General features: G+C 69.9%; 20 protein-coding genes. 7 read left to right on the plus strand and 13 right to left on the minus strand.

Features of this window, described 5'->3' with window-relative positions:
- Nucleotide 1: 1 nt before the first annotated feature.
- On the plus strand, nt 2-1,831 hold the full coding sequence (locus tag JG616_RS03520) for a DUF2075 domain-containing protein (RefSeq protein WP_199391686.1): 1,830 nt from the start codon (nt 2-4) through the stop codon (nt 1,829-1,831).
- Between the two features lie 271 nt (nt 1,832-2,102).
- Nucleotides 2,103-2,726: a hypothetical protein gene (locus tag JG616_RS03525; RefSeq protein ID WP_199391687.1), complete on the plus strand. Its 624-nt coding sequence runs from the start codon at nt 2,103-2,105 to the stop codon at nt 2,724-2,726.
- A gap of 355 nt (nt 2,727-3,081) precedes the next feature.
- Here JG616_RS03525 and JG616_RS03530 read toward each other — a convergent pair whose 3' ends face one another.
- Nucleotides 3,082-6,150, minus strand: a complete 3,069-nt coding sequence (locus tag JG616_RS03530) for an efflux RND transporter permease subunit (protein ID WP_199391688.1) — start codon at nt 6,148-6,150, stop codon at nt 3,082-3,084.
- On the minus strand, nt 6,147-7,376 hold the full coding sequence (locus JG616_RS03535; RefSeq protein WP_199391689.1) for an efflux RND transporter periplasmic adaptor subunit: 1,230 nt from the start codon (nt 7,374-7,376) through the stop codon (nt 6,147-6,149). The genes JG616_RS03530 and JG616_RS03535 overlap by 4 nt, the downstream gene beginning before the upstream one ends.
- A 74-nt stretch (nt 7,377-7,450) precedes the next feature.
- On the opposite strand from JG616_RS03535, the gene JG616_RS03540 reads away from it, so the two are divergent.
- The gene (locus tag JG616_RS03540; RefSeq protein ID WP_199391690.1) at nt 7,451-7,939 is read left to right on the plus strand and encodes a MarR family transcriptional regulator; all 489 of its coding nucleotides are present in this window, start codon (nt 7,451-7,453) and stop codon (nt 7,937-7,939) included.
- Between the two features lie 11 nt (nt 7,940-7,950).
- On the opposite strand, the gene JG616_RS03545 is transcribed toward JG616_RS03540, so the two are convergent.
- The 10 genes from JG616_RS03545 to JG616_RS03590 form a co-directional block, all read right to left on the minus strand.
- A complete protein-coding gene (locus tag JG616_RS03545; protein ID WP_199391691.1) occupies nt 7,951-9,243 on the minus strand; it encodes an adenylosuccinate synthase in 1,293 nt (430 codons plus the stop codon).
- A gap of 25 nt (nt 9,244-9,268) precedes the next feature.
- Nucleotides 9,269-9,457, minus strand: coding sequence for a DUF2065 family protein (locus JG616_RS03550; protein WP_199391692.1), 189 nt, complete (start codon nt 9,455-9,457; stop codon nt 9,269-9,271).
- 16 nt (nt 9,458-9,473) lie between these two features.
- A complete protein-coding gene (gene hflC, locus JG616_RS03555; protein ID WP_199360998.1) occupies nt 9,474-10,337 on the minus strand; it encodes a protease modulator HflC in 864 nt (287 codons plus the stop codon).
- Nucleotides 10,337-11,488 carry an FtsH protease activity modulator HflK gene (gene hflK, locus JG616_RS03560; RefSeq protein WP_199391693.1) on the minus strand — a complete coding sequence of 384 codons (1,152 nt, stop codon included), beginning with the start codon at nt 11,486-11,488 and terminating at the stop codon, nt 10,337-10,339. The genes hflC and hflK overlap by 1 nt, the downstream gene beginning before the upstream one ends.
- Nucleotides 11,489-11,584: 96 nt before the next feature.
- Nucleotides 11,585-12,892, minus strand: coding sequence for a ribosome rescue GTPase HflX (hflX, locus tag JG616_RS03565; RefSeq protein WP_199361642.1), 1,308 nt, complete (start codon nt 12,890-12,892; stop codon nt 11,585-11,587).
- A 71-nt stretch (nt 12,893-12,963) separates the two neighbouring features.
- Nucleotides 12,964-13,248 (minus strand): RNA chaperone Hfq, encoded by a 285-nt coding sequence (hfq, locus tag JG616_RS03570; RefSeq protein ID WP_199360993.1) that lies wholly within the window; start codon nt 13,246-13,248, stop codon nt 12,964-12,966.
- Between the two features lie 87 nt (nt 13,249-13,335).
- On the minus strand, nt 13,336-14,361 hold the full coding sequence (gene miaA / locus JG616_RS03575; RefSeq protein WP_199391694.1) for a tRNA (adenosine(37)-N6)-dimethylallyltransferase MiaA: 1,026 nt from the start codon (nt 14,359-14,361) through the stop codon (nt 13,336-13,338).
- Nucleotides 14,351-15,838, minus strand: a complete 1,488-nt coding sequence (gene putP, locus JG616_RS03580; protein WP_199391695.1) for a sodium/proline symporter PutP — start codon at nt 15,836-15,838, stop codon at nt 14,351-14,353. Before putP ends, miaA begins: the two co-directional genes overlap by 11 nt.
- A gap of 61 nt (nt 15,839-15,899) precedes the next feature.
- The gene (gene folP, locus JG616_RS03585; RefSeq protein WP_199391696.1) at nt 15,900-16,799 is read right to left on the minus strand and encodes a dihydropteroate synthase; all 900 of its coding nucleotides are present in this window, start codon (nt 16,797-16,799) and stop codon (nt 15,900-15,902) included.
- 688 nt (nt 16,800-17,487) lie between these two features.
- A complete protein-coding gene (locus JG616_RS03590; protein ID WP_199391955.1) occupies nt 17,488-18,105 on the minus strand; it encodes an OmpW family outer membrane protein in 618 nt (205 codons plus the stop codon).
- Nucleotides 18,106-18,353: 248 nt separating this feature from the next.
- Between JG616_RS03590 and JG616_RS03595 the strand changes: the two genes are divergently transcribed.
- From JG616_RS03595 to JG616_RS03605, 3 genes are all read left to right on the plus strand, one after another.
- Complete coding sequence (locus JG616_RS03595; protein ID WP_199391697.1) at nt 18,354-19,790, plus strand: dihydrolipoyllysine-residue acetyltransferase; 1,437 nt, start codon at nt 18,354-18,356, stop codon at nt 19,788-19,790.
- A gap of 10 nt (nt 19,791-19,800) precedes the next feature.
- Nucleotides 19,801-21,648 (plus strand): dihydrolipoyl dehydrogenase, encoded by a 1,848-nt coding sequence (lpdA, locus tag JG616_RS03600; RefSeq protein WP_199360087.1) that lies wholly within the window; start codon nt 19,801-19,803, stop codon nt 21,646-21,648.
- A gap of 198 nt (nt 21,649-21,846) precedes the next feature.
- Nucleotides 21,847-23,760, plus strand: a complete 1,914-nt coding sequence (locus JG616_RS03605) for a peptidoglycan recognition family protein (protein ID WP_199391698.1) — start codon at nt 21,847-21,849, stop codon at nt 23,758-23,760.
- A 43-nt stretch (nt 23,761-23,803) separates the two neighbouring features.
- On the opposite strand, the gene JG616_RS03610 is transcribed toward JG616_RS03605, so the two are convergent.
- Nucleotides 23,804-24,733: a hypothetical protein gene (locus JG616_RS03610; RefSeq protein WP_199391699.1), complete on the minus strand. Its 930-nt coding sequence runs from the start codon at nt 24,731-24,733 to the stop codon at nt 23,804-23,806.
- Nucleotides 24,734-24,842: 109 nt separating this feature from the next.
- Here JG616_RS03610 and JG616_RS03615 point away from each other — a divergent pair, with 109 nt between their 5' ends.
- Nucleotides 24,843-26,408 carry a BCCT family transporter gene (locus tag JG616_RS03615; protein ID WP_199360090.1) on the plus strand — a complete coding sequence of 522 codons (1,566 nt, stop codon included), beginning with the start codon at nt 24,843-24,845 and terminating at the stop codon, nt 26,406-26,408.
- Nucleotides 26,409-26,731: the final 323 nt, after the last annotated feature.

Consider the following 26,731-nt stretch of genomic DNA (forward strand, 5'->3'; position numbering starts at 1 on the left):
CGTGATCGTCTACCAGGCAACCAAAGAACGATTCCTGCACGACAACGATCACGCGCAGATCGAGGACGAGGTGCAGCGCGCGTTCGTCGCGAAGGTCGGGCGTTACGTCTCGCAGGGCGAGTTCGAATCGTGGCGCCATTCGCTGGCGGCCATGGCCCGCGTACTGCGCGACCGCGACATTCCCGACGATATCGGCGTGGGCATCGAGTTCGGCATCGGCCAGACCGCCAAGCGCATCGATTTCGTGATCTCCGGCGCCGCCAATGACGACACGCCGCACCTGGTCATCGTCGAGCTGAAGCAGTGGTCCAACTCGCGCATCAGCGAGAAGGACGGGATCATCGTCGCCAACCGCGGTGGCAAGGCCGAGATCGAAGGTCCGCACCCCAGCTACCAGGCGTGGTCGTACGCCGCGCTGCTCAACGGCTTCAACGAGGCCGTGTACGAATCCGGAACCGAGCTCAAGCCCTGCGCCTATCTGCACAACTACCGGGATGACGGCGTCATCCGCCATCCGCACTACGCGGCTTACCTTGAGAAAGCGCCGGTCTTTCTTGATGGCGCGGGCGAGCTGGACAAGCTGCGCGCCTTCATCAAGCAGCACGTGCGCAAGGGCGATCGCGGCAAGCTGCTGTACGAGATCGCCGAAGGTCGCATCCGGCCGTCGAAGATGCTGGCCGACAGCCTCGCCAAGATGCTCAAGGGCAACCGAGAGTTCGTGCTGGTCGATGACCAGAAGGTGGTCTACGAGACCTGCCTCGCCAAGGCCGAGCAGGCCAGCGAGGCGCGCAAGCAGGTGGTGATCGTGCGGGGCGGCCCCGGGACCGGCAAGTCCGTGGTCGCGGTGAACCTGCTGGTCGAACTGACCAAGCGCGGCCAGCTGACGAAATACGTGTCCAAGAACGCTGCGCCCCGAGCGGTCTACGCACAGAAGCTGGCTGGAACGCTACGCCGCGTGGAGATCGGCAACCTGTTCGGTGGCTCGGGCACTTTCCACGAAGCATCACCCGACACCTTCCACACGCTCGTCGTGGATGAGGCACACCGCCTCAACGAGAAGAGCGGCCTGTACGGTAACCTGGGCCAGAACCAGATCATGGAGCTGATCCGCAGCGCCCGCTGCACGGTGTTCTTCGCCGACGACGACCAGATCGTGACGCTGTCCGATATTGGCCGCATCGCAGAACTCGAACGCTGGGCGCAGGAGATGGGCGCGGAAGTCACCCGGCTGGAGCTGGCATCGCAGTTCCGCTGCGGGGGCTCGGACGGCTACATCGCTTGGCTGGACAACTTCCTGGGCATCCGCGAGAGCGCCAACACCGACTTCGACCGTGACGCGTTCGATTTCTGCATTGTTGATTCACCCGTCGAGCTCCATGACCTGATCCGGGAGAAAAACAAGCTCAACAACAAGGCGCGCGTGGTCGCCGGATATTGCTGGGACTGGAAGAGCAGGAAGAATCCGGACGCGTGGGATATCGAGATCCCGGAGTTCGGCTATCGGGCGCGGTGGAACCTCGACAAGGACGGAAGTCTCTGGATCGTGGCACCGGATTCCGTGGAAGAGGTTGGCTGCATCCATACCTGCCAAGGGCTGGAGCTGGACTATGTCGGCGTGATCATCGGGCCAGACCTGCAGTGGGTCGATGGTGTGCAAAGCGTCTTTCCTGAGGCGCGCTCGTCGATGGACCGCACGGTTCGCGGGTTCAAGAAGGCGCTGAAGAATGACCCCGATGCCACTCGCTCCCGATTGGATCTCATTGTCCGCAACACCTACAAGACGCTGATGAGCCGGGGAATGAAAGGCTGCTACATCCACGTTGCAAGCTAGGTCTTTCCCGTCGGCTTTCGACCCAAAGCGGACATCCACCGCCCTAGGGTTCGGGTCACCGAGTTCAGCGACTACCAATAGGAAGCACTTGCGCCTTGGGCGGGGCAGGAATTCAGGTCTGAATACCAAAATCAGGGCCGACGCGCAGGATGACAGCGGGCAACCGCTGTTTTAGGTTCTAGCGCTAGCCACCCGTTAAACGCCCACTTGTCCGTAGACGTGCGCGCTTGGTAGGTTGACAGCAACCGGCAACCGGCACCTCGAATTCGAAATGTCTGATCCCACAACGCTTGTCCCGAAAGACCTATCGCTAATCGCTGACTGGCAACCAATCGATGGCTTCAACGAGGACTTGGCATATCAGTACACCGCTTCTTTTGCTAAACGTGCAAAGTCGATCGCAGGAGGCTCTGTGCTCGGGCTAGGCGTTGATGAAGGTAGTGGCAAGCCCGGGGCAAGCTTCGTCGAGGTCTATACTTACTGTCCAGCAGAGGGGGTGGTAGGGCCTGGCTTCAAGAGCGAGGAGACTACTACAACCTACTCCGGGTTGGTTTTTCTTTTTTCCCTCTTTGCACCAGTTGCCGCACTGGCCCCGGCGACCTATAGCGAAACAACTCGTCCCGATTGGGATCGCGTTTACTCACGCAGCTATTCCTCGCCAAAGTTGGAAGAACTGGTGGACAGCTCGGCGCTCAGCAGGAAGCTGACCTACAAGCGACTAGCCATAGCCTTGGCAGAGACGCGCTACTCTATCTATCCCCAAAGTTTCTTCGCGCAGAGTGCGCCGGAAGGCTTCAAGCCCAAGTTCGGGGACACGATCAGTCCAGACAAGACGCCCAAAGACAGAGTTTTCGATGTCTTCTTCCAGCTTGACTGGGGGCTTGCGTACACATAACGACTGGTCTCTTTCACTATGTCGCACGAATCGGCTAGCAACGCGAAGAGTTTTGCACTGGCGCTAGATCGTGCACGAGGTGTGATCAGGTGAGCTTTTGGCAACGGTCTACCCAAAGTTCCACTTTTACGAAGTTCTAGAAGACCATTCAGCCAATAATTTAGTTGAAGCCATATTGGGCTTCGCAGAGGCGCGTGGCTTGTGGGCGAATGTTGAACGCGACCTTTTCTTTACTGTGGTGACCGTCGAAGTTGACTCACCTGAAACTGCTGGGATGTTCGATCTGTTATTCGGAAGTTGCGATAAGTACTAGCGCAACGGTGTCCGCTCTTGGCCGAAAGAGGACCTCATGAGCCTAGCCTGCGGCGGCGCTCCCTGCCCCCCGTCGCAGCTTCGAAACCACCCACGCCTCGGCATCATCGACGAGCGTAAACGCCGCCGGCACCACAACCAGGCTCAGCACCGTCGACGTGATCAACCCGCCGATCACCGCCACCGCCATCGGCATCCTGAAGCTCGCATCCGCCGTCAGCCCCAGCGCGATCGGCATCATGCCCGCGCCCATCGCCATCGTGGTCATGATCACCGGGCGCGCGCGCTTGTGGCACGCATCCATCAACGCCTCGTGCCGGCTCATGCCCTTCTCTTCGGCCATGACCGCGTAGTCCACCAGGAGGATCGAGTTCTTCACCGCGATGCCGATCAGCAGGATCAGGCCGATCAGCACCGACAGCGAGATATCCAGGCCGGTGATCAGCAGCGCGCCGAACGCGCCGCCCGCGGCCAGCGGCACGGCCACCAGGATGGTGATCGGCTGGCTGGCGTGGTTGAACAGCAGCAGCAGCACGCCGTAGACGCAGAAGATGCCGGCCACCATGGCCATGGCGAAGCCGCCGAACATCTCGGCGAAGATCTCACTGTCGCCGGCGGCCTGGCGTTCGACGCCGGGGGGCAGGCTGTTGATCGAAGGCAGCGCGTTGATCTGCCCTTCCACTTCGCCCATGGCCATGCCGTTGAGGTCCACGGTGATCGTGACGTTGCGGCGGCGGTCGAAGCGGTCGATCTGCGAGGGGCCGCTGGCGGTGGTGATCTCGGCCACGGACGACAGCGGCACGCTGCCGCCGGTGGCGGTGGGCACGCGCAGCTGGCCGAGCAGTGACGGGTCCGACAGCGCGCGTTCGTCCAGCTGCACGCGGATCGGCACCTGGCGTTCGGGCAGGTTGAGCTTGGCGAGGAACTGTTCGTAGTCGCCGCGGGTGGCGACGCGGGTGGCGGCTGCAATGTCGGCGGTGGAGACGCCCAGGTCCGCGGCGCGCGCTGGGTCCGGGCGCACGATCACTTCAGGGCGCACCAGCGAGGCCGATGAGCCGACGGTGCCGAGCCCGGGCAGCTGGCGGATCTCGCGCTCCACGTCGCGGGCGGCGGTGGCCAGCTTCACCGGGTCGTCGCCGGCCAGCACCAGCTGCAGCGCGCGGCCGGGCTCGCCGCCCTGGAAGCTCAGGCGCACGCCGGGAAGATCGGCGAGGCGCTCACGCACCACCGATTCCAGTTCGTACTGGGTGAGGTCGCGGCCGTCGGTCCAGCGGATGGTGAGCGTGGCCTTGCGCAGCTCGGCGCTGGTGAGGTCGCCGGCCGGGCCATTGGCGCCGGAGTTGCTGCCGGCGGTCACGAACACGTGCTCGATCTCGGGGATGTCGGCGATGCGCTGGCGCGCGGTCTCGGCCACTTCCTCGGTGGTGGTGAGCGCGGTGCCGGGCGGCAGCTCGATCAGCACGTTGCTCTGGATGCCGTCGGTGGGCGGGATGAAGGTGACCTTCAGCAGCGGCAGCAGGGCCAGCGAGCCGATGAAGATCGCCAGCGCGATCAGCAGCGTGCGGTTGCGGTGCTTCAGCGAGTTGTCGACGAAGCCCAGGTACCACTGCATCAGCTTCGAGTCGCCCTTGTGCTCGGGCATGGGCTTCAGCATGTACGCCGCCATCATCGGCGTGATCAGGCGCGCGACCAGCAGCGAGAACATCACCGCGGCGGCGGCGGTCCAGCCGAACTCGCGGAAGAACTTGCCGGGGATGCCGGGCATGAAAGCCACGGGGATGAACACGGCCGCCAGGGTGCACGAGGTCGCGATCACCGCCAGGCCGATCTCGTCGGCGGCCTCGAGCGCGGCCTGTTTCGGGGATTTCCCCATGCGCAGGTGACGGTCGATGTTCTCCACCTCCACGATCGCATCGTCCACCAGGATGCCCACCACCACGGCCAGCGCCAGCAGGGTGATCATGTTGAGGCTGAAGCCGAGCCAATACATCACCGCGAAGGTCGGGATGATCGACAGCGGCAGCGCGATGGCGCTGATGAAGGTGGCGCGGAAGTCGCGCAGGAACAGGAACACCACCAGCACGGCGAGCGCGGCGCCCTCGTAGAGCATGTGCATCGAGGATTCGAACGAGTTCTCGGCCACCTGGGTGGTGGAGGCCACCTCCACCACGCGCACGCGCGGCTGCTCCTGCTGCAGCTTCGCAACGCTGTCTCGCACGGCGTTGCCGACGTCGACCTCGCTGGTGCCGGTGGTGCGCTGCACGGCGAAGCCGATCACCGGGCGGCCGTCGAGCGTGGTGCGCTGGCTGACGGTGGCGTTGCCGTCGCTCACGGTGGCCAGCGTCGACAGGCGCACGCTGCGGCCGTCGGGCATCGAGATCGGGAAGTTGGCAAGATCGGCGGCGTTCTCCACGGTGCCGAGCGTGCGCACCGCCTGCTCGCTGCCGCCCACGGTGGTGCGGCCACCCGGCTGCTCCTGCTGGATGCGCGCGAGCTGCTGGCTGATCAGCGCCGGACTCACGCCGAAGCCCTGCACGGCCTCGGGCCGCAGGGCGACGCGGATCTCGCGGTCCACGCCGCCGATGCGCCGCACCGTGCCCACGCCGGGCACCGCGAACAGGCGCTTGGACACGGTGTCGTCAATGAACCAGCTGAGTTCCTCGTCGCTCCAGCCGTCGGCGGTGACGGCATAGGTGAGCATGTCGCCGCCGGTGACGTTGACCAGCGAGACGATCGGCGGCTCCACATCCGCCGGCAGGTCGATGCGCACGCGGTCGATGGCGTCGCGCACCTCGTCCTTGGCCAGCGTACCGTCCTTCTCGATCTCGAAGGTCAGGACGGTGGTCGACACGCCCTCGTTGACGATCGATGCGGTGTTGCGGAGGTTCGGGATGCTGGCGGTCGCGTCCTCGACCTTGCGCGTGACCTGGGTTTCCAGCGTGCTGGGGCTGGCGCCCGGGAGCATCACCGTGACATTGACCACCGGCACGGTGAGGTCGGGGAACTGGGAGACGGCGAGCCGGTTGAAGGCCAGCAGGCCCGCCGCGGTCAGCAGGATGAAGACCAGGATCGCCGGCAGCGGCCGGTGGATCGAGAAGGCGGAGAAATTCATTCGGCGACGGTCCCGGTCGCGGCCTCTGCGGTGGGCTCGCGAGTCGTGCCTGCGCCGGAAGGCGCACTGTCGGCGGTGGCCGGCGCAGCCGGACCGTTGGCGGCATCGGCGGCGTTTGCGGCGTTTGCGGCGTTTTCCGCGTCGGCCGCCTCGGCGCTTTCGACCACGCGCACCAGGTCGCCATCGCCCAGGAAACCCGCGCCGCGTGCGACGACGCGGTCGCCCTGTGCCAGGCCGTCACGGATCTCGACCAGATCGCCGTGCGCGCCGCCCGTCACCACGCTGCGCTCGCGCACCCGACCCTCGTCGTCCACGGTGAAGACATAGGCGCGCCCGTCGCGCCGCACCACCGCTTCGCCCGGGATCAGCAGCGCCTGCGCCCGGCCCAGCGCCAGCCGGCCCTGCGCGAACATGCCGGCGCGCAGGCCACCCGGATCCGGCAGGTCCACGTAGACGGTGCCGGTGCGGTTCTGGGCGTCCAGTCCGGGCGACACCGTGCGCACCGTACCCTCGACCACGCCGCCGCCCGCCGTCTCCACCCGCACCGGCATGCCGACGTCCACGCGCAGCAGGTCGCCCTCGGCCAGCTCCGCGCGCCACTCCAGGCGGCCGTCGCGGATCAGGCGCAGCAGCTCGGCGCCCGCGCCGACCACCTGCCCCGGCTGCACGCTGCGCGCCGAGACCACGCCGGCAACGGGCGCGCGCACCACGGTGAAGTCGCGCTGCACGCGCGCCGCGTCGCGGCTGGCGACGGCGGTGTTGAGGCGCGCCTCGGCGTTCGCGCGCGCGGCTTCGGCTTCCTCGGCGTCCTGCAGCGCCACCATCTGCGAATTGGCCAGCTCGCGGATGCGCGCGGCCTTGCGCCGCGCGGTCTCCAGGTTCGTCTGCGCCTCGCGCACCTGCGCGTCCGACTGGGCCAGCTGCGAGGCCAGCGTGCGGTCGTCCACGCGCAGCAGCACGTCGCCCGCGGCCACCACGCTGCCGACCTCCACCTCGACGCTGGCCACGCGCAGGCCGGAGAGCTCCACGCCCACCGAAACCTCTTCCCAGGCGGCGACGGCGCCGGAGGCCACCACGTCACGGGTGACCTCGCGCTGCTCCGGCGTCGCCAGCATCACGGCAAGGCTCGGCACCGGCTCAGGGGTTTCGTCCCTGCCGCAGCCCGCCAGCGCGAGCGCGAACGCCAGGACACCGGAAGCCGCCAGCAGTCGGGAAGGAAGGAGCATCGTCACGGACTCGTACCGGAAAGTGCGGCAAGGTATCAGCACACTGATAGCCAGTGGGTGACGACGGAGACGAAATGACCGGCCGCAAGACCACCGGCCTGCAGGCGTTCAGGAAATCACGGGCCTACCGTACAGGCGTGCTGGCCCGCCGGCTGCACCTGGGCTTGAGCGCCCTGGTCGACCGGCGGCTGCACGTGGACGGCCTGGACCTCACGCGACCGCAGTCGCTTGCGCTGATGACGCTGGTCGAGCATCCGGGGCTGTCGAACGCCGAGCTCGCGCGGCGCAACGCGGTGTCGCCCCAGACCATGCACCAGATCCTGTCGCGGCTGGAGCGCGACGGCCTGGCGACGCGCAGCCCGCACCCGCGCCTGAAGCGGGTTCAGGCCCTGGCGGCCACCCCCGCCGCGGTGCAACTGGTCACGCGCGGCAGCGCCGCGGCACGCGCGGCCATCGAGGAAGCCCTGAGCCCGCTCACCCCCGCCGAGCAGGACCAGCTCATCGCCCTGATGGAGCGCTGCACCGCCCTGCTGCCCGCGGCCGGGCCACCGCAGCTGGACTGAGCCGCGATGCCTCAGGCAAACGGATCCTGCAGCACCATCGTGTGCTGGCGGTCCGGGCCGGTGCTGACGATCGACAGCGGGCAGCCCGCCAGCTCCTCCAGCGCGCGCAGGTAGGCACGTGCCGCCGGCGGCAGCTTCTCCCACTCGGTGATGCCGTGGGTGTCTTCCGTCCAGCCCGGGAACTCGAGGTACACCGGTTCGCACTCGGCCCAGCCCTGGGCGTCCAGCGGCGCGTACTCGGTGCGCTTGCCGCGGTACTGGTAGCCGATGCACATCTTCAGCGTATCGAAGCCATCGAGCACGTCGAGCTTGGTGATGCACAGGCCGTTGATGCCGTTGATCGCCACCGCGCGCTTGAGCGCGACGATGTCGATCCAGCCGCAGCGGCGCGGACGCCCGGTGGTGGCGCCGTATTCCTGGCCACGGTCGCGCAGGCGCTGGCCCACGTCGTCCTCGAGCTCGGTCGGGAACGGGCCGCCGCCCACGCGCGTGGCGTAGGCCTTGCAGATGCCCAGCACGTAGTCGATCGCGTCCGCGCCCACGCCGGTGCCGGCCAGCGCGCCGCCGACCGTGGTGTTGGAGCTGGTGACGTAGGGATAGGTGCCGTGGTCGATGTCGAGCAACGAGCCCTGCGCGCCTTCGAACAGCACCTTCTTCCCCTGCTTGCGCAGGTCGTGGAGGATGCCGGCGACGTCGGACTTCATCGGCTCGACGTAGTCGCCGAAGGCCAGGGCATCGTCATAGGTCTGCTGGAAGTCGACGGCGTCGGCGCCCAGGTACCGGGTCAGGACGAAATTGTGGTAGTCGAGCGCGGTGCGCAGCAGCTCTTCCAGCTGCTTCGGGTAGTGCAGGTCGGCCACGCGGATCCCGCGGCGGGCCACCTTGTCCTCGTAGGCCGGGCCGATGCCGCGGCCGGTGGTGCCGATGGCCTTGCCGCCGGCGGCGCGTTCGCGCGCCTGGTCCAGCGCGATGTGGTACGGCATGATCAGCGGCGTCGCCGGGCTGATCCTGAGCCGCGAGCGCACTTCGACACCGGCCTCTTCCAGCTCGGCGATCTCCTTCATCAGCGCCGCCGGCGACAGCACCACGCCGTTGCCGATCAGGCACAGCGCGTCCTCGCGCAGGATGCCCGACGGGATCAGGTGCAGTACCGTCTTCTTGCCGCCGATCACGAGCGTGTGGCCGGCGTTGTGGCCGCCCTGGAACCGCACCACGCCACCGATGTCCTGCGTCAGCAGGTCGACGATCTTGCCCTTGCCTTCGTCGCCCCACTGGGCGCCCAGCACCACCACCGACTGGCCCATGGCCACTACTCCTGAATTGAAAGGTTCAGCCCTGCCGCAGCCACCACAGCGACAGCATGCCCGCGCCCAGCACGATGGCGCCGATCCGGCGCAGCCGGTCGTCGGGCGTGGTCAGCATCTGCATCATCGCCCGCTTCCAGGCGCCGGGTGCCGCGAACAGCACCAGGCCCTCGAGCACGGCCACCAGGCACAGCGCGGCCCACAGGTCATCCACCCGCGCGCACTCCCGCTCAGCGGTCGCTGCGCAGGTACTGCAGGAACGGGTCGTTGCGCTCCAGCACCACCACGGCGTCGCCGGACGCGAACGAACGGCGGTACGCGTTCAGGCTGCGCTGGAAGGCGAAGAAGGCGGGATCGCGGTTCGCGGCCTCGGCGTAGATGCGCGCGGCCTCGGCGTCGCCCTCGCCTCGCAGCACCTGGGCGTCGCGCTCGGCCTCGGCCAGCAGCACGGTCTGCTCGCGATCGGCCTCGGCGCGCACGATCCGCGCCTGCTCCTCGCCCTCGGCGCGCAGCGCGGCGGCCACCTGGCGGCGCTCGGCGCGCATGCGGTCGTAGACCTGGCTGATCACGTCGCTGTCGGTGGGCAGGTCGATCTGCTTGAAGCGGATGTCGACCACCTGCATGCCCAGCGTCTTGGCGCCCTCGTTGATGCCCGGCAGCTGGCGGTCGATCAGCTCGGCGCGGTTGCCCGAGACCAGCTCGGTCAGGGTCTGCGAGTTGATCTCGTTGCGCAGCGATTCCTTGATGATCGGCGCCAGGCGCGCGGTCACCAGCTCCTCGTTGCCGCCGGTGGCGCGGTAGAAGTCCGCGGCGTCGACGATGAAGCCGATGGCGACGAAGTCCACGCTCACGTCCTTGCGCTCCGAGGTCAGCGAACGCTCGGGCGGGAACTCGTTGGCGGTGAAGCGGCGGTCGAAGACCCGCGCGCTTTCCACCAGCGGGATCTTGAAGTGCAGGCCGGGGCCGAGGTCGGTGCGCGCGACGCGGCCGAGGTTCAGCACCAGGCCGACCTGGCCTTCGCGGACCACGAACATCGAGCCCAGGAGGCCCAGCAGCACGACCAGGATGACGGGGATGATCAGTTGCGGCTTCATTAGCGGGAGGCTCCCTCGCGCGGCGGGCGCGGCAGGTTGCTGGAGGCGGCGGGCACGACGGCCTCGGTCTCGCGGGCGTCAGCCGCGGGCGCGACCATGTCGGGGGTCAGCAGCGGCTGCGCGCCGGCGCCCTGCCCGGCCATCGGCACGTAGATCAGCTGGCGACCGTCGCCGCCGATCACGGTGCGGTTCTCGGCCAGCACGTCCTCGACGGTTTCCAGCCACAGGCGCTTGCGGGTGACGTCGGGGGCCTTCTTGTACTCCTCGACCAGCAGGCTGAAGCGCTGCGCGTCACCGCTCGCAGCGGCGACCGAGGCGGTCTTGTAGCCCTCGGCGGTGGTGCGCACGCGCTGGGCCTGGCCCCGGGCCTCGGGGACGATGCGCGCGGCATAGGCGCGGGCCTCGTTCACCAGTCGCTCGTTCATCTGCTGGGCGCTGTTGACCTCGTCGAACGCCGGCTTGACCTCTTCCGGCGGACGCGCGTCCTGCAGGCTCAGCTCGGTGACGATCAGGCCGGTGCGGTAGGTCTCGAGCGAGGCCTGCAGCGAGGTCGCGGCGGCCGCCGACAGCGGGCCACGCGCGTTGAGCGCGGAGTCGAGGTTGGCGCGGCCGATCTGCTCGCGCACGGCGCTCTGGGCCACCTGCTCGAGCACGCGGTCGGCGTCGCGCGAGCCGAACAGGTACATCTCCGGGTCGCTGATGCGGTACTGCACGTTGAACGAGACGGTGACGATGTTCTCGTCGCGGGTCAGCACGGGCAGCGCGTTGCTGAAGGTCCGCACGCCGGTGGTGTTGAGCTTGGTGACGCGCTCGATCGGCCACGGCAGCTTGAAGTTCGGCCCGGGCTGCATGACCCGCGAGAACTCGCCGAAGCGCAGCACCACGCCGCGATCCTGCTCGCCGACCAGCACGAAGCAGTTGAAGGCCAGCCACAGCGCCAGTGCGATGCCGATCCAGCGCAGCGGATGGCCGCCACCGCCGGCGCCGCCGAACAGGCCGCGGAGCTGGTCGACCAGGCCGTCGAACGGCCCGCGGCCACGGCCACCGCCGCTGCTGCGGCGCGGAGGCCACGGATTCTGGCGGCCGTTGTTGCCGCCGTCGCGGCCCGAACCGCGGTCATCGTTGTTCTTGCCGGGGATGTTCCAGGCCATGCTGGCTCCAGTCTGGGGATCCCGCCACCGGGGGACCGGCGACGAAGGGGCATTCTACAAGGTGCGGGCGCCGCGGTCCGGCCGCATCGCCCGCGCTTACTCCGCGGGCAGCAGCGCGCGCAGCGGCGCGCCGTCGTCCTGGGCGGCGAGCCGCCTCGCATCGCTGAGCGGCAGGTCGATGTCGAGCGTCCAGCCGTCCTCGTCGTGGGCTTCGCCGCGGATCGCGTCGACCTCGTGCAGGCGGGCGCGCAGGCGGCCGGCATCCGGCGACAGGCGCAGCTCGGCCTGCAGCCGGCGCAGGCCCAGGCGCCTGGCCAGCGCCTCGCGCAGCAGGTCGAGGCCTTCGCGGTCGCGCGCCGAGACCCAGACCCGCTCGCGCACGGCGGTCTCGTCGGCGTGGTCGCCATCGTGCGGGCGGTCGTGGCGCGCGGGCACGCCCAGGCGGTCAATCTTGTTGTAGACCAGCAGCTGCGGGATGTCGCCGGCGCCGATCTCGGTCAGCACCTCGTCGACCTGGGCCACGCGTTCGTCGCGCAGCGGGTCGGAGGCGTCGATCAGGTGCACCAGCAGGTCGGCCTCGCGGGCCTCGCTCAGGGTCGAGCGGAACGCGGCCACCAGCTCATGCGGCAGGTCGCGCACGAAGCCGACGGTATCGGCCAGCACCACGTAACCACCCGGCAGGGTGATCTTGCGCACCGTGGGGTCGAGCGTCGCGAACAGCTGGTCGGCGGCGTAGGCGTCGGCGCCGGTCAGGGCATTGAACAGAGTCGACTTGCCGGCGTTGGTGTAGCCCACCAGGGCCACGCGCGGCAGCTCGCTGCGCACGCGGGCGCGGCGCATCTGGGTGCGCTGCACCTCGACCTTCGCCAGCCGCGCCTGCAGCTGTTCGACGCGCTTCTGCAGCAGCCGGCGGTCGGTCTCGAGCTGGGTCTCGCCGGGGCCGCGCAGGCCGATGGCACCGCCGCGCTGGCTGTCCAGATGGCTCCAGCCGCGGACCAGACGCGTGGCCATGTGCTTGAGCTGGGCCAGTTCGACCTGCAGCTTGCCTTCGTGGCTGCGGGCGCGCTGCGCGAAGATGTCGAGGATCAGCCCGGTGCGGTCGACCACCCGGCGCTCGAGCAGCTTCTCGAGGTTGCGCTCCTGGCCGGGCGACAGCGGATGGTTGACCAGCACAAGGTCGGCGCCGGTGGCATCGGCCGCGGCCTTGATCTCCTCGAGCTTGCCGCTGCCCAGCAGGGTGGCGGGATTCGGGCGGTCGATGCGCGCCGGCATGACGTGGGCAACGGTGGCGCCGGCCGAGCGGGCGAGCTCGGCGAACTCCTCCAGCGCGCCTTCATCCGGCGGGCCGCCGCGGTGCGGCTGGATCAGCAGCGCGTGCTCGCCCTTGCGGGAACGTTCAAACAGCTCGGTGGGCATTCGGTCGTCGGCATCGGGTCATGGCCCCGAGATGGGGGCGCAGGCGGCCGACGCAAGCGTCACTCGGCCTCGTCGGCCCCTTCGGCCGCGGCGTGCGGTTCATCCGCAGCCTGCACGACGCCGCCGCCCGGGCCCACGCGCACGTTGCGCGCCGGCACCACGGTCGAGATCGCGTGCTTGTAGACCATCTGGCTGACGGTGTTGCGCAGCAGCACCACGAACTGGTCGAAGGACTCGATCGTCCCCTGCAGCTTGATGCCGTTGACGAGATAGATCGACACCGGCACGCGTTCGCGGCGCAGCGCGTTCAGGAAAGGATCCTGCAAGGACTGTCCCTTGGACATCAATGTTCCCCAGCTGATTGTTGTTGTTATGGATGCAGCGACCCCGGGCCGCGCCGCCGTGCCACTCCCCGTGGCGGCCGGATGATCTTATACGACCCGCGCGCGCGTGGGCCGGCCCTGCGTCGCAGCTCGGCCAAGGAAGTCGCCGATCGCCCGCTCGAGCTCCGCGGCCTGCATGGCCGGGTCGAACCGGCGCGCGTCGAGCTCGCCGCGCAGCCAGGTGCCCTGGCGCTTGGCGAGCTGGCGGGTGGCGGCGATGCCGCGCTCGCGGAACGCGGCGGCGCTGCCCTGCCCGTCGAGGTATTCCCAGGCCTGGCGATAGCCGACGGCGCGGATCGCCGGAAGGTCGAGGGGCGCGGGATGTGCCTGCAGTGCCGGCAGCGCGCGCAGGGCGCGCACCTCGTCGAGGAAGCCGGCCGCCAGCATCGCGTCGAAGCGGCGCGCGATGCGGTCATGCAGCACGGCGCGGTCGGCGGGCGCCACGACCAGCTTCAGCACGCGCAGCGGCAGGCGCGCCCGCGTCGCCGCGGCATCGCGCTGCCAGGCGCTGATCGGTCGACCGCTGATCCGCCACACCTCGAGCGCGCGCTGGATGCGCTGCGGATCGGTGCGGTCGATGCGCGCGGCGGCCGCGGGGTCCACGCCGGCCAGCTCGCCGTGCAGGGCCGGCCAGCCACGTGCGCGCGCTTCGGCCTCGATGGCCGCGCGCACCTCGGCGTCGGCGGCCGGCATCCCGGCCAGGCCTTCGAGCAGGGCGCGGAAGTACAGGCCGGTGCCGCCGGCCAGGATCGGCAGGCGGCCGCGGGCGATGATGCCGTCGATGGCCGTGCGCGCGTCGCGGGCGAAGTCGGCGGCCGAGTACGTCTCCCAGGGCGCGCGCAGGTCGAGCATGTGGTGGCGCGCGCGCGCCTGCTCGGCGGCGTCGGGCTTGGCGGCCCCGATGTCGAGGCCGCGGTAGACCAGGGCGGAGTCGACGCTGACGATCTCGCCGTCGAAGCGCTCCGCCCAGTCCAGGGCCAGCGCGGTCTTGCCCGACGCCGTCGGGCCCATCAGCGCGATGGCGCAGGGCCGGCGGTCGTCGCGCCCCGTGCCGGGCCGGTCCTCAGTAGCCATGGTCCTTCAGCTCGCGGCGCACCGCGCGGTGCGTGGCCTGCACCGCGTCCGACGGCGCGCGGCCGAGCAGGCTGACCGCGACGATCGCGAGGGTGGCGGCGAGGAAGCCCGGGACGATCTCGTACAGCGCGCTGCCGGTGTGCTTCCACAGCACCACGGTGGCGGCACCCACGATGACCCCGGCGAGCGCGCCGTTGCGGGTCATGCGTGCCCAGGTGAGCGACAGCAGCACCACCGGCCCGAACGCGGCGCCGAAACCGGCCCAGGCGTAGGCCACGAGCCCCAGCACGCGGCTGTCCGGGTCACGGGCGATGAAGATCGCCAGCAGCGCGACCGCCAGCACCATCGTGCGGCCGAACCACACCAGCTCGCGCTGGCTGGCCTGCGGGCGCACGAAGCCGCGGTAGAAGTCCTCGGTCAGCGCGCTGGAGCAGACCAGCAACTGGCACGACAGCGTGCTCATGATCGCGGCCAGGATCGCCGAGAGCAGCACGCCGGCGATCCACGGATTGAACAGCTGCTGCGACAGCGCGATGAAGACGCGCTCGGCGTCGGCGGTGACCGGACCGGCGTCGGCGGGATGGGCGGCGTACCAGGCGATGCCGAACAGGCCTACCGAGACCGAGCCCAGCAGGCACAGCACCATCCAGGTCATGCCGATGCGCCGCGCCTTCGGGATCGCGGCCAGCGATTCGGCCGCCATGAAGCGCGCCAGGATGTGCGGCTGGCCGAAGTAGCCGAGGCCCCAGGCCAGCGCCGACACCACCGCGATCGCGCCGCCGGCGCCGACCCAGTCCAGGCGCGCGGGATCGACCTGCTCCACCAGCGCCAGCCCCTCGCCCACGCCGCCCACGCCCACGATCACCATGATCGGCACCAGCAGCAGGGCGAAGATCATCAGCGTGGCCTGCACCGTGTCGGTCCAGCTGACCGCGAGGAAGCCGCCGATGAACGTATAGGCGATGGTGGCCGCCGCGCCCCACCACAGCGCCTGCGCGTAGGGCACGCCGAACACTTCCTGGAACAGCTTGGCGCCGGCGACGATGCCGGACGCGCAGTACACCGCGAAGAACACCAGGATCACCAGCGCCGAGACCACGCGCAGCACGCGGGCGCGGTCCTCGAAGCGGTGGGTGAAGTAGTCGGGCAGCGTGAGCGCATTCTTCGCGCGCTCGGTGTAGACCCGCAGCGGCCCGGCGACGACGTGCCAGTTGGCCCAGGCGCCCAGCACCAGGCCCACCGCGATCCAGCCCTCGGACACGCCGCCCAGGTAGGCGGCGCCGGGCAGGCCCATCAGCAGCCAGCCGCTCATGTCCGAGGCGCCGGCCGACAGCGCGGTCACCAGGCTGCCCAGCGAGCGGCCGCCGAGGATGTAGTCGTCGAAGCTGCGGGTGCGGTACCAGGCCCAGAGCCCGATGCCGATCATCAGCAGCAGGTAGCCGGAAAAGGTCGCCAGCAGCGGCAGGCTCGCGGTCATCCTGTGTCCCCCGGCCCCGGATGGGGCGCGCACGAGCGGGGAACTGTACGCCAGCGCCCGGTCAGGCGGGCCAGTCGATGGTCACGGTTGACGCGGCGGGCGTGGTGCGCGGCACCGGCACCGCATCGACCGCCGCCAGCACCTGCAGCGCATCGACCGTGGCGGCGACGTCGTGCACGCGCAGCAGCTTGGCGCCGCGCTGCGCGGCGATCAGGTGCGCGGCCACCGAGCCGTGCACGCGCGCCTTGGCCTCCTCCCGCCCGGTGAGCTCGCCGATGCTGCGCTTGCGCGACAGGCCGGCCAGCACCGGCACGCCGAGCTCGACGAAGCGCTCCAGCCGCGCCAGCAGGGTGACGTTGTGCTGCGTGGTCTTGCCGAAGCCGAAGCCGGGGTCGGCGACGATGCGCTTGCGCGGGATGCCGGCCATCTCGGCGGCAAAGATGCGCTCGGCCAGGAAGCGGTGCACCTCGCCGACGACGTCCTCGTACTCCGGCGCCTCCTGCATCGAGCGCGGCTCGCCGAGCATGTGCATCAGCACGACCGGAACACCCGACTCGGCCGCCGCATCCAGTGCGCCCTCGGCACGCAGCGCGCGGATGTCATTGATCATGCCGGCCCCGGCCGCCACCGCCGCGCGCATCACCTCGGGACGCCAGGTGTCGATGCTGACCGGCAGCGCGGTCTCGCGTACCAGGCGTTCGATCACCGGCACGACGCGGCGGATCTCCTCCTCGGCACCGACGCCCTCGGAGCCCGGGCGCGTCGACTCGCCGCCCACGTCGAGGATGTCCGCGCCCTCGACCGCCAGGCGCAGCCCGTGGGCGACCGCCGCATCCAGATCGAAGTGGTCGCCACCGTCCGAGAACGAATCCGGCGTCACGTTGACGATGCCCATGACCCGCGGGCGATCCAGCCGCAGCGCGCGGCCGCCGCAGTCCAGCGTGGGGACGGTGTCGAACATGGCACGCTCCTGCAGGCGGGGACTCGATTATCGCCCAGGCGCCGTGGTGCTCTACAGCGCGGATCCGCTTCTGTCCGCGTCATTCGCGGCGCTCCGGCTCCGAGGTGCTTGATGGGGGTGAACAGTGCCCGCCGCGGATGCAGGGGGGATGACCAGCCGGAATCTTCGCTGTCCTGCTCCCAGTTCCGGCCGCCGGCCATCCATGGCCGGCTCTGGCCATCCCCCCTGCATCCGCGGCGGGTCCGACTTCTTTCGCGATCCTGTGGCGGGACAAGCCAAGGCGCTGCAAGCCATTGCATCTTCGTTGGTGGGAACCCGGTGCGCTCCTGTTGTTCCTGACTCTTCCAGCCGCGACCGCTTTTGCTGTCGGGTCCGAAGCCGATAGAGGCCGGGGCCCGTCCCGCGTACAGGGGGTGAGCGGAGAGCCGGCCATGGATGGCCGGCGCCCGGCCGCTGGCAGCAGGACGCGGAGACGGCCGGCGCAGCACACCCCCTGTGCGCGGGACGGGCCGCGTGGACCACCACGGAGGCCGGCTCCGAAAATGCGGCCAAGGCAGCGTTCACCGATCGCAGCTGTAGCTGCTCCTACAGGCATGCGGTGCCGGCCGTCTGCCAAATCGGGAAAACAACAGAAAAAAAGCGGGCCCGCATGGGGCCCGCCTCCTGGTGCAGCCGTTGGCGCGGCGGATCAGAAGCGCGCGCCGATGCCCACGCCGACCATCACCGGGTCGAGCTTGGCGTCACCGGCCTTCACGCCGTCGATGTGCACGTCGGAGTCGGCCTGGAAGTAGCGCGCGTCCGCGCGCGCGAACCAGGTCGGGCTGATGTTGACGTCCATGCCGACCGTGGCCACGCCGCCCTTGGCGGTCTCCACGCCCACGCGCTGGCCGGCCGCGGTCGGGGTTTCGCTGTCGTAGTTGGTCTCGTGATAGCCCAGGCCGACGAACGGGCGCACCGTGCTGTCGGACGTGCCGAAGCGGTACTGGCCGCTCAGCGAGTAGGGCTGGGCATCTACGCTGCCGGCCTTGCCGGCGGCGGTGTTGACGCGCTGGCCGTAGCTGTCGGCCGCCCAGGCTTCAACGCCCCAGTTGTCGGTGATGTGATAGGTCACGCCCAGCGTCGGCGTGCCCTCGCCGTCGAACTGCGTGCGGGCGCCGGCGATCTCGGGATTGCGCGTGGGCTCGACCAGCGAATAGCCGGCGGTCACCGAGACGCGCTTGTCGGGGGCGTTGTCCTGGGCGAAGGCCGCCGGCGCGATGGCAAGCGCCAGCGCCGCGGGAACCAGGATCTTGGTGATGGGGGAAATGCGGGACATGGGGGATCTCCTCGTTACGTGCGTATGGGCCCCGGGGAGTGGGGCGCCGCCACCCTATCGATGCGCGGATGAATCGCGCTTGTCGCGGCGGGTGCCGCGGGGGAACTTCTCCACGCGCGGTTAAGCGGCCACACGTCGCCGCGACGGCGATGAATCGCCGGTGACCCGGTCCCAGGTTGGCGCGTGCACCCCGCGGGGCCACAATAGCCATCCGCCCGACCGACCCGTGGAGATCCCCGATGGCCAGCCCCCAGGAAGCGCGTGTTCCCGATATCGGGGGCTTCGACGATGTCCCGGTGATCGAGGTGCTGGTCTCGGTCGGCGAGTCCGTGGCCAAGGACCAGAGCCTGATCACGCTCGAATCCGACAAGGCGACCATGGAAGTGCCGGCCCCGTTCGCGGGCGTGGTCCGCGAGGTGAAGGTGAAGGTCGGCGACACGCTGTCCGAGGGCGGCGTGGTGGCCCTGATCGAACCCGCGGATGAGGCGGCCGCGCAGCCGACGCCTCCGGCGGCAGCGGAACAGGCGCCCCCGGCCGCCGCCGAGGAAGCGCCGCGCGCGCAGCCGGATGCGGGCACCGGCGAGCGGCCCGCGGCGGAAACCGGCACCCGGGTCGAACCGGTGGCGGTGGCCGCGAAGCCCGACAACATCGCCCAGGCGTCGATCGACCGCGAGCCCGCCGGCGCGACGCAGGCGGCACCGCCGCGGGTCCTCGATGCCGATGCGGTGATGCCGGACAAGGTTCCCTATGCGAGTCCGGCGGTGCGCGTGTTCGCGCGCGAGCTGGGCGTCGACCTGCTGCAGGTGACGGGCAGTGCGCGCGGAGGACGCATCAGTCGCGAGGACGTGCAGCAGTTCGTCAAGTCGGCGCTGGCCGGCGGCGCGGCGGCCGGTGGCGGCGCGGTCGCCGGCGGCGGCGGCGGTGGCCTCAACCTGCTGCCCTGGCCGAAGGTCGACTTCTCGAAGTTCGGCGAGGTCGAGGAGCAGCCGCTGACCCGGATCCAGAAGATCAGCGGCGCGAACCTGGCGCGCAACTGGGCGATGATCCCCCACGTCACCCAGCACGACGACGCCGACATCACCGGACTCGAGGCGCTGCGCGTCGAGCTCAACCGCGAGAACGAGCGCGGCGCCGACAAGGGCGCCGTCAAGCTCACCATGCTGGCCTTCATCATGAAGGCGGCGGTGTCGGCGCTGCAGAAATACCCCCAGTTCAACGCCTCGCTCGATGCCTCGGGCGAAACCCTGATCCTGAAGAAGTACGTCCACATCGGCTTCGCGGCCGACACGCCCAACGGGCTGGTGGTGCCGGTGGTGCGCGACTGCGACCGCAAGGGCGTGATGCAGATCGCACAGGAAACCTCGGCGCTGGCGAAGAAGGCGCGCGAGGGCAAGCTCGGACCGGCCGACATGTCCGGCGGCTGCTTCTCGATCAGCTCGCTCGGCGGCATCGGCGGCACCAGCTTCACCCCGATCGTCAACGCACCCGAGGTGGCCATCCTCGGCGTGTCGAAGTCGGCGATGAAGCCGGTGTGGAACGGCGAGAAGTTCAAGCCGCGGCTGGTGCTGCCGCTGTCGCTGTCCTACGACCACCGGGTGATCGACGGTGCCGCGGCGGCGCGGTTCACCGCCTATCTCGCACAGCTGCTCGGCGACATGCGCCGGGCGATGCTCTGAGGACGCGGCGATGGCGAACACGATCGAAGTGAAGGTGCCCGACATCGGCGGTTTCGACGCCGTGCCGGTGATCGAGGTGCTGGTGGCGGTCGGCGACACCGTCGCCGTCGACCAGGGCCTGGCCACGCTGGAGTCCGACAAGGCGACGATGGAAGTGCCGTCCCCGGCCGCCGGCGTGGTGCGCGAGGTCCGGGTCAAGGTCGGCGACAAGGTGGCCGAGGGCAGCGTGGTGGTGGTGCTGGAAGCCGAAGGCGAGGGTGGTGGCGACGCGCCGGCCCCTGCCGAGGCATCGGCTGCCGCGGCCCCGGCCGCGTCCAGCGCGTCGGCTCCGTCCGCAGCGGACGCCGGCCCCGGGCGTCCACCGGTCGCGCGCTCGCATCGCGCGCCGGCCGAGCCGGATGCACCCGACGCGCCCGCGGCTGCCGCGGCGAGTGGCCGCAAGGCCGACGTGGAGTGCGCCGTCGTCGTGCTCGGCGCCGGTCCGGGCGGCTATACCGCGGCCTTCCGCGCCGCCGACCTGGGTCTCGATACGGTCCTCATCGAGCGTTACCCGAGCCTGGGCGGCGTCTGCCTCAACGTCGGCTGCATTCCGTCGAAGGCGCTGCTGCACGCGGCGGACGTGATCGACCAGGCCGCGCACGCGAGCGCCTTCGGCGTCGACTTCGGCAAGCCGAAGATCGACCTGGGAACGCTGCGCGGCTACAAGGACAACGTGGTCGGCCAGCTCACCAAGGGCCTGGCCGGCATGGCGAAGCAGCGCAAGGTGCGCGTCGTGCAAGGCACCGGCCGCTTCGTGTCGGCCAACGAGATCGAGGTCACCGGCGACGACGGCGGCACGCAGCTGCTGCGCTTCGGCCAGTGCATCATCGCCGCGGGTTCGCAGGCGATGAAGCTCCCGGGCTTCCCCTGGGATGACGAGCGGATCATGGACTCCACCGATGCGCTGCAGCTGGCCGAGGTGCCGAAGACGCTGCTGGTGGTCGGCGGCGGCATCATCGGGCTGGAAATGGCGACGGTGTATCGCGGCCTCGGCAGCCACGTCACCGTGGTCGAACTCGCGGACCAGCTGATCCCCGGCGCCGACCGCGACCTGGTCAAGCCGCTGGCCGACCGGTTGAAGAAGCAGGGCGTGTCGGTCCACCTGAAGACGCGGGTGGTCGAGGCGAAGGCGGCGAAGAAGGGCATCGAGGTGGTCTTCGAGGGCGACAGCATCCCCGAAGCCAGGCTGTACGATCGCGTGCTCGTGGCCGTGGGCCGGGTGCCCAACGGACGGGCGCTCGACGCGGACAAGGCCGGCGTGCGCGTGGGCGAGCGCGGCTTCATCGAGGTCGACGCTCAGATGCGCACCAACGTGCCGCACATCTTCGCCATCGGCGACATCGTCGGACAGCCCATGCTGGCCCACAAGGCGACGCACGAGGGCAAGCTGGCCGCCGAAGTGGCCGCCGGAGAAAAGAAGGAGTGGGTCGCGCGGGTGATCCCGTCGGTGGCCTATACCGATCCGGAAATCGCCTGGGTCGGCGTGACGGAGACCGAGGCCAAGGCCAAGGGCCTGAAGGTGGGCGTGGGCAAGTTCCCGTGGGCGGCGAGCGGCCGGGCCATCGGGCTGGCGCGGACCGAAGGCTTCACCCGGCTGGTGTTCGACGAGGCGACGAAGCGCGTCATCGGCGCGGCCATCGTCGGCGTGCACGCCGGCGAGCTGATCTCGGAGGCTGCGCTGGCGATCGAGATGGGCGCCGAGGTCGGCGATATCGCCCACACCATCCACCCGCATCCGACCCTGGGCGAGTCGGTGGCCATGGCCGCCGAGATGTACGACGGCACGATCACCGACCTCTACATCCCCAGGCGCAAGTAGTCGCGATGTGACCGGCTGCACGAAGCGAGACGCCATCGCGTCGCGCTTCGTCGCGCCAGTCCGCCCCCTTAGGGCCGACCCCATCTATCCCGCGTCCCCCGCGCCGCGTAACCAGTAACGGCGGGCACACGTGCGTGCCCGCTGGACGGGTTCCGGGGACGGGGGGAGCCATGCGCCAAGGCGCAACGAGGGGTCGAGATGAAGATTCGTAAGGTTCATGGAGCGGCGCTGCTGCTGTCCACCGCGCTGGCCGCTGCAGGCGCGTCCGCGGGCGAGTCGCGGTTCGCGCAGTGGGACGCTGGCGGCGATGTCGCCGCCGCGAAGCAGGAGGCGGCGATGGCCGCGCGCCTGCGCAACGAGGAGGTGCGGCTGCGCGCCGAGCGCGCGGCGTATCCGGCGTATTTCAAGCGCGCCTACGCGGCGTATCCGCAGATCCCCCGCGGGACGCTCGAGGCGATCGCCTACGTGCAGAGCCGCTGGCAGCATGTGCGCGCGGAGGACGCGGGCGCGATGGACGACCACGGCCACATGCCCGCGGCGCACGGCGTGATGGGCCTCTACGCCGGCGGCGGCTTTGCCGACCAGGTGGGCGAGGCGGCCGCGCTGCTGGGCGTGCCGGCGGAACAGGTCAGGCGCGATCCGGCCACCAACATCATGGCCGCGGCCGCGCTGCTGGGCAGCCGGCTGCGTGGCCGCGACGTGCGCGACCTCGAATCGCTGGCGCCCGAACTCGCAAGCTACGCCGGCTTCTCGCCGTCGCCGGTCGGCGGCGCGATCGACGACTACGCGCGCGCCAGCTTCGCCTTCGACGTGCTGCTGGCCCAGGACCGCGGCGTCGACGAGAAGGGCATGGTGGTGCCGCAGACCGCGGTGGCGTGGGAACAGGCCTTCGATCCCGAGACCCTCGTGCGCCTGCAGGCACCGTTCGTGCGCCTCGACGTCGCCGGTGATCGGATCGAGGTCGACGGCTACGCGATCGACCCGGTGAGCGAGCAGCTGGTGCGCAAGCCCTCGCCAAAGGAAGGCGACGGCCGCCTGCGCGCGCAGAGCACCGACTATGGCCCGGCGATCTGGAACCCGGCGCATTCGAGCAACTACAACGCCTCGCGCAGCGCGGCGGTCAGCGCGGTCACCCTGCATACCGCGCAGGGCAGCTACGCCGGCACCATCAGCTGGTTCAAGAACTCGACCGCCAACGTCAGCGCGCACTACGTGATCCGCAGCTCCGACGGCCAGGTCACCCAGATGGTGCGCAACGCGCACACCGCCTGGCACGTGCGCAACCAGAACAGCTACACCCTGGGCATCGAGCACGAGGGCTACGTCAACAACAGCAGCTGGTACACCAGCGCGATGTACAACGCCTCCGCGGCGCTGGTGCGCGACTTCTGCGCCAGGTACAGCGCGGTCACCTGCTCGAGCGCCTACCGGGGCGCGCCGTCGAGCGGCATCAACGTCCTGCCCACCTCGGTCAAGATCAAGGGCCACCAGCACTTCAGTGGCCAGACGCACACCGACCCCGGCATCAACTGGAACTGGGCCAGCTACTACACCCTGCTCAATCCGGGCAGCGGCGGCAGCACGACCTGGCTGGACCGCTTCGAGAGCAACGTGGGGCACTTCAACACCAGCCCGGCGTATTCCGGCAGCACCGCCGGCATCTCGACCGCGTCCACCGCGACGCGCAACTGCAGCACGCGCCGCAACGGCAGCTGCTCGCTGCAGGTGCTGCTGAAGGACAACCCGAACACCAGCGCGGCCTGGGCGGTGCGCCTGCTGTCGGGCGGCGGCAACCCCGGCAGCATCGCGGCGGTCAGCCGCGCGAACGGCAGCGTCGGCTTCTGGGTGTATGCCGGCGGCAGCGGCATGAGCGTCGGCATCGGCATCGACGACAGCGATGGCACCGAGCGCTCGGTCAGCCGCGCGCTCGCGGCCAACAGCTGGACCTATGTGTCCTGGTCACTCACCGACGCCAACCAGTGGAACGCGTGGGTCGGCGGCAACGGCGCGATCACCGCGGCGAGCGTGAAGGTGGATGCGATCTGGCTGTACCACGCCAACACCAGCTACGACATCAACGTCTATATCGACGACGTGCAGGTCCGCAACTGACGGGCGTCCGGTGGGGCGGCCTGGCCGCCCCGCCGGCAACCGGTCAGAAGCGGAAGGTCACGCCCGCCATCGGGCCGTGCACCTTGAACTGCGTGCGCGCGGCGGCCGACCATTCGATGTCGGACAGCCCCGCGTCCGCCGGCGGCACGATGGTGCCGGCATAGGTGTCGCGCAGCTTGAGGCGGAACCAGTCGTAGCCGACGTGGACGCCGAAGCGCTCGGTGACCAGGTACTCGACGACGATGCCGGCACGCTCGAAGTGGCCGTCCTCTTCGATGAAGTCGCCCCAGTTCGCATTGAGGTACTGGCCGTCCAGGTCGACGCGCCAGCGGTCCGCGGGCCGCCAGGTCACGCGCGTGTGCAGGGCCGGGCTCCAGCCGTCGAAGCCTTCGCGGAACCCGGTGTTGCCGGCGTCCAGCTCGTCGGTGGCCGACCAGGCGACGTCGGCCATGGCTTCCAGGTCGAGATGGGTGGCACCCAGGCCCAGGCCCCACTCGAACGCCGGCGTCGCGACCACCGCGTACTCGTAGTGGGCGGAGGCCATCGCGAACTTGATCCTGCCGCTCGCGTCGACCGCGGGCAGGCCCACGGGGCCGCCCGGGCCCGGATCGACGCTGCCGCCGCCGAAACTCCAGTCCTGGTCGTTCTCGTAGTCGTAGTAGCTGGCGCCGATCGACTGCCGGTCGCTGATGCGGAAGTTCAGCGCGCCGCGCGGGCGCCACTCGTCGCCGGTGTCGAAGTCGACGGCGTCGGAGAACACCGCCGTCTCGCCGTCGCTGGTGGCGTCGCCTTCCAGGCCGAGGCGCAGGTCGGCGCTGGGATTGAAGGCGCTCAGGCGCAGGGTGAAGCGGTCGTCGCGCGGATTGGCGTCCTGGGCCAGCGCCGGCTGCGCGGCGGCCAGGGCAAGCACCGCGCATGCAAGCGCGGTGCGGCGGAGACGGTGCGTCGCAAGGGCGTTCGATCCTTGGGTCATGGAAGATCCGGGGGAATGTGGGGGCGACAGTGTGGTTGGCGCGCAGGTCTCCGATCCGTGAACGAGGACTATGCTTCGATGCGCCCGTTGCAATCGAGGAATCGCTGCCATGGTCTTCCGCATTTCGCTGGCACTCGTCGTGCTGCTGTCGCTCGTCGCCGGTGTCGCGCCGGTGCGCTTCGGCGAAGTCACCGGTGCCGCGCTGGCCGCGGTGCTCGCGCACGCGGGCTGGCTGTACCTGCTGATCGTGTTCCTCACGCTCGCGTTCCTCGCCTGGCTGGCGTTCGGGCCGACCGGGCGCCTGCGCATCGGCGGGCGCGACGCCGAGCCCCAGTTCTCCAGCCCGGTGTGGCTGGCGATGCTGTTCGCCGCGGGCATGGGCATCGGCCTGGTCTTCTGGGGCGCGGCCGAGCCGGTCTCGCACCTGGTGAAGCCGCCCGAGGGCCTGCCGCCGGGCACGCCGCAGGCCGCGCGCGCGGCGATGCGCTACACCTTCTTCCACTGGGGCCTGCATCCGTGGGCGATCTACGCGCTGATGGGCCTTGCGATCGCGTGGTTCCAGTACAACCGCAGCGGGCGCGGACTGGTCAGCGACCTGCTGCAGCCGCTGATCGGCGACCGCCACCTGGGCTGGATCGGCGGCGTGGTCAACGTGGTGGCGGTGGTCGCGACCGCGATCGGCGTCGCCACCACGCTGGGCTTCGGCACGATGCAGATCAGCGCCGGCATGACGCGTGTGTTCGGACTGCCGGGTGGACTCGGCATGCAGCTGGCGGTGATCGGGGTGTGCTTCGTGCTGTACATGGCGTCCAGCGCCAGCGGCGTGGATCGCGGCATCAAGTGGCTGTCGACCTTCAACCTCGCGCTCGCCGGCCTGCTGCTGGTGGCGGTGGCGCTGCTGGGGCCGACCGGCTTCATCTTCGAGACCTTCACCACGTCGCTGGGCAGCTACCTCGACCACCTGGTCGAGATGAGCCTGACCATGACGCCGTTCTCCGGCAGCACCTGGGTGGCCGACTGGACGATCTTCTACTGGGCCTGGTGGATCTCGTGGTCGCCGTTCGTGGGGGCGTTCATCGCCCGCGTCTCCTACGGGCGCAGCGTGCGCGAATTCGTGCTGGGCGTGGTCGTGGTGCCGAGCCTGCTGGGCTTCGCCTGGTTCTCGACCTTCGGCGGCGCCGCGCTGTGGGGCCAGATCTTCGGTGGCGCGGACATGGCCGGTGCGCTCGCGAACGGCTACGAGACGGTGCTGTTCGACATGTACGCGATGTTGCCGTGGCCGGGCCTGCTCTCGGCGCTGACCATCCTGCTGCTGGTGATCTTCTTCGTGACCTCGGCCGACTCCGCGGTGCTGGTACTGGGCTCGATGTCGAGCGAGCACGCGGGGGATCCGACGCTCGCGCGGAAGTTCGCCTGGGGCGTCGCCATCGCGCTGATCGCCGCGGCCATGCTCGTCGCCGGCGGGCTGGAGGCGCTGCAGGCACTGATCACCGTGGCCGCGCTGCCGTTCGCGCTGCTGATGGTGGGCGTGATGGTCGGCCTGCACCGCGTGCTCGCGCTGGAAGTGCTGCGCGAGAAGGCCGAGGAGCGACGGACCCGCCGCGCGGTCGCCGACTGGATCGCGCGCGAGCAGCAGGAGCGCGGACCCGGGCGCGGCGAGGGTGAGGGCGGGTGAGAAAAGTCGAAGCCCCGGCGGAGTGCCGGGGCTTCTGCGGACCCGTGCGGATCGACGAGGGGAGAGCACACGGGTCGCGCAGACGTGGGACAGCGCAGCCGGCCGGAGGTTCCGCGCAGACGACGGCAATTTCCTGAATGCGCCCGATCGCCGGGAATCCCGGCGGGGCGCAGCCTGCCGACGGGCCGCATCGGACGGCGTCGCGTGCCGGCACGGCCGCGGGTTGCACCAGGTTGGCCGCGCGCCGCCATCGCCTGATATACTTCCGGGGCTTTACGGGGCCGATTCAAGCCGGGCCGGCTCCCGCACCAGGGCTACAGGAC

The organism is Luteimonas sp. MC1895 (assembly GCF_016457215.1).
Classification (GTDB): Bacteria; Pseudomonadota; Gammaproteobacteria; order Xanthomonadales; family Xanthomonadaceae; genus Luteimonas.